The sequence below is a fragment of the Mesonia sp. K4-1 genome (genome assembly GCF_008017825.1).
Taxonomy (GTDB): domain Bacteria; phylum Bacteroidota; class Bacteroidia; order Flavobacteriales; family Flavobacteriaceae; genus Mesonia.
Map to the genome: position 1 here is coordinate 568,235 of NZ_VRLS01000012.1, position 11,865 is coordinate 580,099.

The following is an 11,865-nucleotide window of genomic DNA, read 5'->3' on the forward strand; positions in this document are numbered from 1 at the left end:
TATGTCAACACTATCATCAACTCAGCACGATGAGTTTTTTAAGAGTAAAGTTTTAGGTCATCCAGCAGGATTATTTGTACTTTTTTTTACCGAAATGTGGGAACGTTTTTCCTTTTATGGAATGCGTGTACTTTTAGTTAACTTCCTTACGATGGCAATCGTGGGTGTTGATTTCCCAGGGTGGGGATGGTCTGCAGAAAATGCTGGAGCTTTATTCGGTACGTATGCAGGTCTTCTTTATTTAACACCTATTGTTGGAGGTCTTATTGCCGATAAGTTAATTGGTTATCGCTGGGCAGTAGTTGTAGGAGCGATCTTAATGACCGTAGGTCATGCGGCTATGGCAGTCGAAACCGAAATTATGCTTTATGTGGGTCTTGGCTTTCTTATTTTAGGAACAGGATTTTTTAAACCCAATATTACATCAATTATTTCTGAAATGTATAAATACCTTCCAGAGAAAAAAGATGGTGCATATACTATTTTTTATATGGGGGTAAATGCAGGAGCTTTCTTTGGGATGTTACTTTGTGGTTACCTTGCTGAAAAATTAGGTTGGAGTTGGGGATTCGGTTTAGCCGGAATTTTCATGCTATTAGGAACCTTACAATTTTGGTTATCTAAGCCTCTTTTTGGTACTGTAGGAGGTGTGCCAGAAAAAGGAAAAGAAATAGAAGTTTCAGAGGAAGAAAAGAAAGATTATAAAGCGAATCCATTTACAATGATCGATAAAGTGTTGATCGTTGCAAGTACAATCATTGGGTTTTTATATCTTATCAATGATCCAGTTTCAAAGATTGGAAATGTAGATTTATTACCCCAAAAGTTCTTTGTAGATCTTAGTTTTGGAGGAGAACCTATATCAGGATCCATTGGTTACGCTTTAGTAGGATTACTATTATTTTTAGTATTAGTAATAGGTAGAATATCTAGGTACAGTAAAGTAGTTCGAGATCGAATGATTGCCGTAGTAGTTTTTGCATTCTTTACCGTCATTTTCTTTTTATGTTTTGAGCAGGCAGCCTCTTCATTAGTTTTATTTGCGCGAGATTCTGTAGATAGGGAACTCACAGGTGTAGCAGCTTTATCATTTAATATTATAAATGCTTTACTTACCATTATCCCACTGGCGATTATTACTTGGGTTCTTATTTTATTATGGAAACAAACACATAAAAAAATATTAGGAGCTAATATTGTGTTGATGCTTTGCTTTTTAGGAGTTTGGGCATTGGTAATATGGATGCTTTATAGAGAATTTTCTGGTGGAGATGTAGAAATTACAGTTTCTTGGTTTAGTATTCTTAACTCCTTCTTTATAATTGCATTTGCATCATTTTTCTCTAAATGGTGGGAAAGTAAATACAATCCATCTGCAGCTTTAAAATATGGGATAGGATTGGTACTTGTAGGATTAGGGTTTGGATTATTAGCCTTTGGATCTTACGACTTGGCTGAAGGTGTTAAGGTAAGTATGGTCTGGCTTATTCTAGCTTATTTATTCCATACCTTAGGAGAACTTTGTTTATCACCTGTAGGACTTTCTTATGTGAGTAAATTAGTTCCTGCAAGAATGATTGCTCTTATGTTTGGAATGTGGTACTTAGCGATTGCTATCGGAAATAAAATTGCAGCTTCTTTAGGAGGAATGGTAGATCAAATTAAGGAAGATTATAGCTTATCTACTTTCTTCCTTATATTCACTATTATACCAATTGCAGCCGGAGTATTAGTAGCGGTCTTAAACCCGCTTCTCAAAAAATTAATGCACGGAGTTAAATAGGATTAACATTTATACCATTCTTAATCTAAGGATTGGAATGGTATTTGATTTATTTTAGAAATGAAAAAAATATTAATTATAGCAACGGTTTTAATTTCGGCAGTAACTACTGCGCAAGAAATTAAATGGATGAGTATGAATGAAGCTTTAGAAGCTCAAAAAGAAAATCCGAAGAAAATTTTTATGGATGTTTATACAGATTGGTGCGGACCTTGTAAGCTGCTAGATAAGAAAACATTCGCCAATAAAGACGTCGCTAATTATGTAAATAAACATTTCTATGCTGTAAAATTCAATGCTGAAGGAACAGAGAAGGTAGATTATCAAGATTTTACTTATACTAATCCTAATTATAAAGAGGGTCGTAAAGGTAGAAACAGTCAACACCTGTTTGCTCACGCTTTAAAAATTAATGCATATCCTAGTATGGTATTTTTTGATGAAGAAGGTAACTCTCTTCCAACAGTAACAGGATATAAAACTCCGCAACAGTTAGAGCTTTATTTAAAGATGATTGCTAAAGATGATTATAAAGATATTACAACTACAGAAGCTTGGCAAGAATATCAGTCTAACTTCAAAGGAACATTTAAAAATTAAAAGTTGATGAGAGAAATGTGCTAAGATGTTCAATTATCAATGACGAAAGTCCCTTTTTTACCGGTATGGTGAAAAGGGATTTTCTTTTTTATAGCTGTTTCTTCCCAACGTTTTAGGTAAGAATAGTAATTGCTTCCATCAGCAATAATATATTTAGGTTGTAGTTTATCAACAACTCTATCTAAATTTACTTTCGGTGAATTCATTAGCACTAAATAGTCAACTGAAATCAATTCTTCTATATTGTAAACAGCTGTACTATCCATTATAAATATACTTTTATGAAAAGCATTGTAGTAATTTTTTATAGTAGTTTTCAAATTAACCTGTTTCAAATTATCCTGAATCAATAAACCTTCAAAGGGTTTTAGTAGTAATGAGTCGGAGGTAATGAAGGTAAGTTGTTTGTTGGTTTGTAAACCTAAAATATTCTTTTTGTTTTGATGAAAAATGTAAAACCGTTCTTGTTTCCGTAAAGAATAAATTTCAGAAATATATAATCCCTCTACTATAAGCAAGCTAAGGCTTAGCAACCATAGGTAACGCCATTTTCTTTGATATACAAAAAAAACCAACAGGAGTAACGCTATTAATGAAAAGTAGAGCATGCTTTGAGAAAAGTAAACTCTTTCTATAATAAATTGGTTTTGGGACGCAATAAAATGTACAAAGTTTAATACAGCTTCAATAATATATCCGAAAACAACTCTGGCAAACTCTGGAATAGGTGCAATAAAACTCCATGAAATACACAATATACAGGCTGTTAATACCAAAAATATAAACGGAATAAGAAGTAAATTACTAAGGAGAAATAAACCTGGTATTTGGTGAAAATAAAATAATGAAAGTGGAAAAACACCTAATTGTGCGGTGAGCGTTACGCAACATATTCCCCAAATTTTTCTTGGTAACCAGTATTTAAAATATAATTGACGGTTGAGTATAGGATATAAAGTAATAATAGAAAATACAGCAGCATAACTTAATTGAAAACCTATATGATAGATATAACAAGGGTCATAAATCAATAACGCTACAGCGGAAAGAAAAAGCATATTTAGACTACTACTTTCTCGTTTAAATGTATGTGCAAAGGCAATGAAACTAAACATGGTTACTGCTCGAGTAATAGATGGAGTAAATCCTACTATAAATGCATATCCCCATAAAATGACCACAATACAAACACTACTCACTATACGACCTGTTTTATGATAAGATAAAGGCTTAAAAAGAAACTGTAAAATGAGAAGAATAAAACCTACATGTAATCCTGATACTGCTAAAATATGTAGAACACCAGCTTTAGAGAAATCATTATATATACTTTTAGTAAGCAAATCTTTTTTACCTAAGACCAAGGATTCTATAAATGCAACATGGTTTAACTGAAAGTCCGATGCGTATAAATTAGCTCGTATTTTTTCTTTAAGATCTCTAGAAATTTGCTGCCATGAAAATTCTTGAGAATGGATAATGACCATCTCATCACGATTAAATATGATCTTCCCATACACATGTTGATGCTTCAAATAATTTCGGTAATTAAATTGATGCGGAATTTTAGGTTCATTAACCAAAGAAATTCTCTTTTTAATAAATACACGATCTCCAGTATGTAAATGTGGAGTAAGTGAATCTCCATGAAATTCGGTTAAAAGAATTTCAAAAGGTTTGCTCTTTCGGTTTCCCGGAATTACTTCAGCGGTATAATTATGGGTGTAAGCATTGGGTTTAAGGGATTTTATGATTCTTAATTGGAGAGTACTTTGCTCGTGGAATAAACTAGAGTCAGTCGAATGATTTTGAAAAATATGAGCCCTAGAAATCATCATACCAAGTGCTAGAAAGCAAATAAAAGCAATGCTGATAAAAGTGTATGGCTGTGTGAATAGTCGCTTAGTGTAGAAATAAGCAACACCTAAAATTACCGTAGCAACAAAGCTTACAAATAATAAACTTTCTTGAGGTAAAGGAAAATAAAGTCCTAGTAAAACTCCTAAAATGAGAGATGTACAGACAAGTATTAAAGGAGGATTAAGCAACTTCATTCCTAAAGTTACTCAAAAAATATGAATGTTAGAAAACCCGTCGAGCCATAACGTAAGCAGAATTCCAATATTTTTCATTGAGAGAGGATACAATAACACCTCTCGAAGTAGTGGAGTGTATGAAGCTTACATTCCCTGGAACAATCTCCACAACCAAGCCTACATGATTAATAACCTTTCGGCTTTTATTAGTTTGGAAAAACAGCAAATCACCAACATTAACTTGGTTGGTGTGAATTTTATAACCTTGTTTTGCCATATCTCTAGAAACTCTAGGCAATTGGATTCCTTCTTTTTGAAAAGAAGTATAGATTAAACCAGAACAATCCATTCCTTTTTTTGTAGTTCCGCCGTACTTGTAACGTGTTCCTTGAAAACCTAAAGCATAATTGGTAATGCGTGTGGCTTCGGGTACAGGGTCGTATTTATAAGAACTGCTTTTTTTTATTTTTTGATTGGCAACTTTTCGACTAGAACCGCAAGAAGCTAAACTTGCAATGATCAATAACAGTAGGATTTTTTTAATCATGGTTGTAATTTTTCATAAATTAAAGAAGCAGTTTTTTCACTGGCGCCAATTCCGCCAAGCTTATTTTTAAGCTCTTTATAATCTTTTAATATATTTTCTCGTTTCGGATTCTTTAGAATCAGATCGAGTTCATTTTTCAAGTTTCTAGAATTAAATTCTCTTTGGATTAATTCTTTTACAACTTCTTTATCCATTATTAAGTTGACTAAAGAGATGTAATCTAAGTTAATAATACGTTTAGCAATTTGATAAGAAATAGAGCTTCCTTTGTAACAAACCACTTCGGGGATATTAAAAAGCGCAGTTTCTAAAGTGGCAGTTCCAGAGGTGACTAATGCAGCGCTAGCAACACTTAGTAAATTATAGGTTTTGTTGCTGATAAGAAAAACCTGATTCTTTTTTAAAAACTGTTGGTAATATGCTTCGTCTTGACTTGGTGCTCCCGCAATAATAAATTGATAATCAGGATAATGCGGAGTTATACTCAGCATAGTTTCTAGCATTTTAGAGATTTCTTGTTTTCTACTTCCTGGTAATAAAGCAATAATAGGTTTGTTGGGAAGTTGATTTACTTCTATAAATTGCTCGAAAGAAATTTCTTCACGTTGATCAATGGCATCTAACAAAGGATGACCCACAAAATGAACAGAATATTGGTGTTTCTTTTCGTAAAAATCTTTTTCAAATGGAAGAATGACATACATTTCATCTACATCACGCTTTATGGCTTTAATTCGATTTTCTTTCCAAGCCCAAATTTGCGGAGAAATATAGTAGTGCGTTGGTATGCCTTGTTGTTTTGCCCACTTGGCAATTCTAAAATTAAAACCTGGGTAATCTATAAAGATAATGACATCGGGTTCATAAGCAAGTATATCTTTTTTACACAAAGCAATATTTTTGAAGATAGTCCTTAGGTTGGCAATTACTTCTGCAAAGCCCATAAAAGCTAGCTCTCGATAATGTTTCACTAAAGTACCGCCTACGGCTTGCATAAGATCACCACCCCAAAATCTAAAATCCGCAGCAGCGTCTTTTTCCTTTAAAGATTTCATAAGGTTTGCAGCGTGTAAGTCTCCAGAGGCTTCACCAGCAATAAGGTAGTACTTCATAATTTATAAAATTGGTCCGATGACATTAAAATTAATAAGGGCAATTAAAATTCCAATAAGAATGGTGAAAATAATAACTCCTCTAGCTCTGTAAATTTTGTTTTTCTTTAAAAAAACAAAAAAAGGAAGAAAATTAAGAATTGCTCCGAGTGCAATTACACTTCCTAAACGATTATTAGATTGAGCTATTTTTAAAGATTCCATCAAATCTGGATTTAAAAATAAGGTAGAATATAAAAATACTCCGGCGCAAGTGGCTAATAAGCCTATCAAAAAACCGATAAAAATTTCTTTCTTAATCATTGAGTTGCCAACTGTTTAATTCTTGTATAGAATGATGTGCTGTTAAATCAAATTGAACCGGAACTACAGAGACATATCCGTTTTCTAAAGCCCATTCATCGGTATCCTCTCCTTTATCTTCATTTACAAACTTACCTGTAAGCCAGTAATAATCTCTCCCTTGTGGATTGGTTCTTTTATCAAACTCTTCTACCCAATGAGCTTTTGCTTGTCTACACACTTTAATTCCTTTGATCTCTTTTGCAGAAAGTTTGGGAATATTAACATTGAGAACCACTCCTTTTGGAAGTCCGTTTTCTAAAACATTACTTACTATGGTTTCAATAAATTTTGTGGTAGGTTCAAAATTAGCAGAAAGAGAATAATCTAATAGAGAAAACCCTATGGCAGGAATCCCTTCGGTACCCGCTTCTACTGCAGCGCTCATCGTTCCTGAGTAAATTACATTAATAGAAGAGTTAGAACCGTGGTTAATACCGCTTACGCATAAATCTGGTTTGCGTTTTAAGATTTCTTGTTTTGCGATTTTCACGCAATCTGCAGGAGTTCCAGAACAGCTATACTCCTTGTGATCCTCTGTTTCTTCTAATTTTACAGGGTCGCAATATAAATTATCATTAAGGGTAATAGCATGTCCCATTCCACTTTGAGGGCTATCGGGAGCTATTACAACTACGTCTCCAATCTTTTTCATAATAGAAATAAGATGTCTTATTCCTGGAGCTGTAATACCATCATCATTGGTGACTAAAATAAGTGGCTTTTTCTTTGACATGGAAGAATTTTTACGCTAAAATACAGAATTAAAAACAATCTAGATCCATCAAAAAAATAAGCTTCCAACAACTTAACAGGATTTTAGCTGTGCACCTACGAAAAAAATATTAATTTAGGTCGATCTTTCGAGAACATACAAAAAATCAAAACGATTAATGATAAATGGCATAATTTTTAATGCTATATTGATAGAATGCTAATGAAAATAAAAAGATTTATGAAAAGGAACTATAAAATTTTCTTGTTAGGGTTGTTGCTAGCTGTTGCTTCTTGCAGTTTTACAACTAACAAAATAGAAACTGACGGAGATTCAGATAAAGATGAGGTGCTTATCGAACTTATATCTTTTGTATTAACGCAAGGTCATTACAGTCCAAAGGATATTAATGATGAATTCTCACAAGAAGTTTATAAAGATTACCTTAACGGAATTGATCCGCGTAAGCGATATTTTTTAAAGAGTGATTTGAAAGATTTTGAATCTTCTAAAAACAAAATCGATGACGAAATTTTAGCCCATAAAATTGACTTTTTCAACCTTACTTACAATAGATTACAAGAGCGTTTGGAAGATACAAAAGGTTTTTATGCAGAATTGCTAGAGAAACCATTTGATTTTTCTAAAAAGGAGAGCATCAATACTAATTATGATGATTTAGACTATGCTTCTAATAAAAAAGAATTAAAAGAAAGATGGAGAACTCAATTAAAGTTTTCTGCTTTATCAACCTTTTATGATCTAAAAGAACAAGAAGAAAAAAAGGTAGAAGATGATGAATCTTACCAGCCTAAGAGCGATAAAGATTTAGAGAAAGAAGCTAGAGAAACTACAAAAAAATCTTTAGATGAATTTTACAGCCTTAATGATGATTTAGAAAGAAAAGATTGGTTTTCTCTTTATATTAATGCCATTGTAGAAGAGTTTGATCCTCATACTTTCTACTTTGCTCCAGAAGATAAAGAACGTTTTGATATTCAAATGTCTGGTAGTTTAGAAGGAATAGGAGCACGTCTTCAAAAGAGAATGGACGAGATTAAAATTGTAGATGTTATTTCTGGCGGTCCAGCTTGGAGAGGTGAAGAACTAGAAGTAGGAGATGTTATTCAAAAAGTAAAACAAGAAGACGAAGAAGAATCTGTAAGTCTTATAGGGATGCCTTTAGACGATGCGGTTAGCTTAATCAAAGGGCCAAAAGGTACAAAAGTTGTTCTCACGGTAAAAAAAGTAAGTGGTTCTATTGAAGATATTGAAATCATTAGAGACGTAGTAGAGATTGAAGAAACCTACGCTAAAAGCTCTATGGTAGAAAAGGAAGGAAAGAATTATGGTTTGATTAACCTGCCAAAATTCTATTTTGATATGGAGAATAGAAAAAATAGAAATGCAGCTTCAGACATTGAAAAAGAAATCATAGCCCTTAAGAAGGAAAATATGGATGGTCTTGTTATAGACCTAAGGAATAACGGAGGAGGATCTTTATCTGCCGTAGTTGATATTGCTGGTTTGTTTATTAAAGAAGGTCCTATAGTGCAAGTACGTTCTGGAGATAATAAAGTAGAAGTATTACCAGATACAGACGATTCTATTTTATGGGACGGACCTCTAGTGATTTTGGTGAATGAATTATCAGCTTCTGCTTCAGAAATTTTAGCGGCAGCAATGCAGGATTATAAAAGAGCTATTATTATAGGAGGGAAGCAAACCTATGGTAAAGGAACTGTACAAGGTGTTGTAGATCTTAATCGTTGGATGAGAAATAGCGATTTAGGAGATATGGGAGCTTTAAAAATTACTAGACAAAAGTTTTATAGAGTTAATGGAGGCTCTACTCAGTTAGAAGGAGTAAAGAGTGATGTAGTAGTTCCAGACCGTTATAGCTATATCGATTTAGGAGAAAAAGATATGGATAATCCTTTACCTTGGGATCAAATTGATTCTGCAGATTATGAGATTTGGGATGGTTATATTGGTTTTGAAGAAACCATTGAAAGTAGTAAAAAACGAATGGCTAAAAATGAACAATTAAAGCTTATCGATGAAAGTGCTCAGTGGATTAAAGAACAACGTGGGGTTGAAACTTTTAGTTTAAACTATGAGGAATATAAGTCGCAAATTGAAGAAAGCGAGAAAAAAGCAGAGCGTTTTGATGTTATTAATGACTACAACAGTGATTTAACTTTCACTTCATTGCCTTACGAAGAAGAGTTGTTTAAAACAGATACTACCTTAGCGGAAAAAAGAACCCGTTGGCACGAGAATTTAAGTAAAGATGTATATGTAGAAGAGGCTATTCACGTACTTGAAGATCTGAAATTAAATAATATTAAAAAGTCTAAGATGGCAACGATCAAAGACTAAAGTTAAATGAATAAAAAGAAATCTAGTTCATTAACCCAATTAGCGCTCCAAAAGTTTAGAAAAAACTTTTGGGGCGTTTTAAGTTTCTGGTTTGTAGTTTTTTGTTTACTTTTGGCGGTTTTTGCCTATACTCTTGCTCCAGATGATACGGCAAATGCTAACCAAATGCATTTGTCTATACATTCTAAAAACCCTGGATTTTCAGTGAAAATGTTGAGTTTTCCTATAGAAACTTCTTCTCAATCTGTTATTTCTTCTTTTTTCTTTGGGGAGAATATTTCTTCCGCAGAGATTCCAATTACCAATTACAAAATAAGTAATGATACTCTTTATGCAGCACCTTATACAGGTGAAGGAATAGAAGGTTTAACAAAGATCTATACGTTAAAAGAAGATTTTAAAGGTGTAGATTCTTGGCAACACGTAGAAGAACAGTTTATTCAGCAGAAGACATTTCTTTTAGGAACCGACAAATACGGACGGGATATGTTGAGTAGAATGTTGGTGGGGATTAGAATTTCTTTATCCATTGGTTTTGTAGCTGTTTTTATTTCATTAGTCATAGGTATTTCTTTAGGAGCTATTGCGGGATATTACGGCGGTAAAGTAGATCAAGCTATTATGTGGCTTATCAATGTTACTTGGTCTATTCCTACCTTGTTGTTGGTAATAGCAATTACACTTGCTTTAGGTAAAGGTTTTTGGCAGGTTTTTATAGCGGTAGGACTCACTATGTGGGTAGAAGTAGCGAGAGTCGTACGTGGTCAAGTACTTGGAGTAAAAAAACTACAATATGTAACTGCTGCAAAAGCCTTAGGGTTTAGTAATTTTAGAATCATTCAAAAACATATTATCCCTAATATAATCGCTCCTGTAATTGTGATTTCGGCAGCAAATTTTGCCGCTGCTATTTTGGTAGAAAGCGGTTTAAGCTTTTTAGGTATTGGAGCACAACCTCCTATGCCAAGTTGGGGCGGAATGATAAAAGATCATTACAGTTACATTATTCTAGGAAAGCCATATCTAGCCATTATTCCGGGCTTAGCAATTATGAGCTTAGTTATGGCATTTATGTTAATTGGGAATGCTTTACGAGACGCTTTAGATGTAAGAACTTAATTTTGTATCTTTAAAATAAAAATATATGTCAACGATATTCACAAAAATTATCAAGGGAGAATTACCAGCACATAAGGTTGCTGAAACCGATGAATTTCTAGCTTTTTTAGATGTTAACCCGAATGCAAAAGGTCATACCCTTTGTATTCCGAAAAAGGAGGTTAATAAGTTGTTTGATTTGGATGAAGAAACCTACCAAGATCTCATGAAATTCTCTAGAAAAGTAGCTTTAGCATTACGGGAAACAATTCCGTGTAAACGTATTGGGATGTCTGTTATTGGCTTAGAAGTGCCTCACGTTCACGTACATTTAATCCCGTTGCAAGAAATGGATGATATCCGCTTTGAGCGTAAAATAAAAATGAATAGCGATGACATGGAGAAATTGGCGAAACAAATAGCAGCTAATTTTTAAATACAACTTACTTTAAAAGTTAACAAGTCCTTTTTGCTAAGAACATAATCATAAATTTCAATAAAAAGAATAGAATGAAAACAACGCCATTAGTAGTTATTATTTTAAGTGTTTTGTTAATGTCTTGTGATGATAAGAAAGAATTAAAATTAGAGGAAAAGCCCCCAAAAACTTTTCAAAATAAAGGGCATAAGTTAGTTTCTACTATGGTGAATAAAGTTGGAGATTATAAAACACTATTAGATAAAAAAGATGTGGTCTACACTTATACGTATACGACTGCAGATGGAAAATCTGATATTTCTACAGAGAAATATATTTTTGATGGTGAGCTGTCTTATGGATCGTACGAGCATCACGAAAGAACATTTCCCGATCTTGAAGGCCAAATTGAACAAGGATTTGATGGAAGTGAATATTGGCTGAAACATAATGGAGAAATTGTACAGGATGAAGATCGATTGAAAAAAGTAGCTTTTAATAGACCTACTAATTTCTATTGGTTTGCTATGTTTCAAAAGCTATTAGATCCTAGCGTAAACTATGAATTCGTTAAAGAAGAAACAATAAATGAAACTGAATATGATATCGTAAAAGTTACATTTAATTCAGATGATAATCAACCTACCGATATCTATCAGTTATATATAAATAAAGAAACCTCTATGGTAGATCAATTTCTTTTTACTGTAGCTGATTTTGGAGTGATTGAAACCCCATATTTAATGATATTGGATTAGTACTGATGCGTTTATAAATCGCTGTTATTAAATAAGTTAAGTTGTTCTTTGATATTTTGATTTGCTTTATATTC

General features: G+C 33.1%; 11 protein-coding genes. 6 read left to right on the plus strand and 5 right to left on the minus strand.

Translation table 11 applies throughout. The features are described 5' to 3' along the window. Window position 1 precedes the first annotated feature (1 nt). Together FT986_RS03805 and FT986_RS03810 are read left to right on the plus strand one after the other, a co-directional pair. Window positions 2-1,783 (plus strand): peptide MFS transporter, encoded by a 1,782-nt coding sequence (locus FT986_RS03805; RefSeq protein ID WP_147863909.1) that lies wholly within the window; start codon window positions 2-4, stop codon window positions 1,781-1,783. 60 nt (window positions 1,784-1,843) lie between these two features. Beyond that, entirely contained in the window at window positions 1,844-2,383 is a 540-nt protein-coding gene (locus FT986_RS03810) for a thioredoxin fold domain-containing protein (protein WP_147863910.1), read from the plus strand. 29 nt (window positions 2,384-2,412) lie between these two features. Here FT986_RS03810 and FT986_RS03815 read toward each other — a convergent pair whose 3' ends face one another. From FT986_RS03815 to surE, 5 genes are read right to left on the minus strand one after another with little or no spacing between them, the layout of a single operon-like run. Beyond that, window positions 2,413-4,437, minus strand: a complete 2,025-nt coding sequence (locus tag FT986_RS03815) for a ComEC/Rec2 family competence protein (RefSeq protein ID WP_147863911.1) — start codon at window positions 4,435-4,437, stop codon at window positions 2,413-2,415. A 28-nt stretch (window positions 4,438-4,465) separates the two neighbouring features. Further along, on the minus strand, window positions 4,466-4,966 hold the full coding sequence (locus FT986_RS03820; RefSeq protein ID WP_147863912.1) for a C40 family peptidase: 501 nt from the start codon (window positions 4,964-4,966) through the stop codon (window positions 4,466-4,468). Then, a complete protein-coding gene (gene lpxB, locus FT986_RS03825) occupies window positions 4,963-6,078 on the minus strand; it encodes a lipid-A-disaccharide synthase (protein WP_147863913.1) in 1,116 nt (371 codons plus the stop codon). The genes FT986_RS03820 and lpxB overlap by 4 nt, the downstream gene beginning before the upstream one ends. Window positions 6,079-6,081: 3 nt before the next feature. Beyond that, window positions 6,082-6,381 (minus strand): hypothetical protein, encoded by a 300-nt coding sequence (locus FT986_RS03830; RefSeq protein WP_147863914.1) that lies wholly within the window; start codon window positions 6,379-6,381, stop codon window positions 6,082-6,084. Beyond that, window positions 6,374-7,156, minus strand: coding sequence for a 5'/3'-nucleotidase SurE (gene surE / locus FT986_RS03835; protein ID WP_147863915.1), 783 nt, complete (start codon window positions 7,154-7,156; stop codon window positions 6,374-6,376). The genes FT986_RS03830 and surE overlap by 8 nt, the downstream gene beginning before the upstream one ends. 219 nt (window positions 7,157-7,375) lie before the next feature. Here surE and FT986_RS03840 point away from each other — a divergent pair, with 219 nt between their 5' ends. The 4 genes from FT986_RS03840 (at window position 7,376) to FT986_RS03855 (ending at window position 11,791) form a co-directional block, all read left to right on the plus strand. After that, on the plus strand, window positions 7,376-9,517 hold the full coding sequence (locus FT986_RS03840) for a carboxy terminal-processing peptidase (RefSeq protein WP_147863916.1): 2,142 nt from the start codon (window positions 7,376-7,378) through the stop codon (window positions 9,515-9,517). Window positions 9,518-9,523: 6 nt separating this feature from the next. Further along, window positions 9,524-10,636 carry an ABC transporter permease gene (locus FT986_RS03845; protein WP_147863917.1) on the plus strand — a complete coding sequence of 371 codons (1,113 nt, stop codon included), beginning with the start codon at window positions 9,524-9,526 and terminating at the stop codon, window positions 10,634-10,636. Between the two features lie 25 nt (window positions 10,637-10,661). Next, the gene (locus tag FT986_RS03850) at window positions 10,662-11,051 is read left to right on the plus strand and encodes an HIT family protein (RefSeq protein ID WP_147863918.1); all 390 of its coding nucleotides are present in this window, start codon (window positions 10,662-10,664) and stop codon (window positions 11,049-11,051) included. A gap of 74 nt (window positions 11,052-11,125) precedes the next feature. After that, window positions 11,126-11,791, plus strand: coding sequence for a DUF6503 family protein (locus FT986_RS03855; protein WP_147863919.1), 666 nt, complete (start codon window positions 11,126-11,128; stop codon window positions 11,789-11,791). Window positions 11,792-11,865 lie beyond the last annotated feature (74 nt).

Coding starts and splice junctions, on each gene's coding strand:
- FT986_RS03815 (WP_147863911.1), bottom strand. CDS start 4,437: ATGAAGTTGCTTAATCCTCCTTTAATACTTGTCTGTACATCTCTCATT.
- lpxB (WP_147863913.1), bottom strand. CDS start 6,078: ATGAAGTACTACCTTATTGCTGGTGAAGCCTCTGGAGACTTACACGCT.
- FT986_RS03820 (WP_147863912.1), bottom strand. CDS start 4,966: ATGATTAAAAAAATCCTACTGTTATTGATCATTGCAAGTTTAGCTTCT.
- FT986_RS03850 (WP_147863918.1), top strand. CDS start 10,662: ATGTCAACGATATTCACAAAAATTATCAAGGGAGAATTACCAGCACAT.
- FT986_RS03845 (WP_147863917.1), top strand. CDS start 9,524: ATGAATAAAAAGAAATCTAGTTCATTAACCCAATTAGCGCTCCAAAAG.
- surE (WP_147863915.1), bottom strand. CDS start 7,156: ATGTCAAAGAAAAAGCCACTTATTTTAGTCACCAATGATGATGGTATT.
- FT986_RS03830 (WP_147863914.1), bottom strand. CDS start 6,381: ATGATTAAGAAAGAAATTTTTATCGGTTTTTTGATAGGCTTATTAGCC.
- FT986_RS03805 (WP_147863909.1), top strand. CDS start 2: ATGTCAACACTATCATCAACTCAGCACGATGAGTTTTTTAAGAGTAAA.
- FT986_RS03855 (WP_147863919.1), top strand. CDS start 11,126: ATGAAAACAACGCCATTAGTAGTTATTATTTTAAGTGTTTTGTTAATG.
- FT986_RS03810 (WP_147863910.1), top strand. CDS start 1,844: ATGAAAAAAATATTAATTATAGCAACGGTTTTAATTTCGGCAGTAACT.
- FT986_RS03840 (WP_147863916.1), top strand. CDS start 7,376: ATGAAAAGGAACTATAAAATTTTCTTGTTAGGGTTGTTGCTAGCTGTT.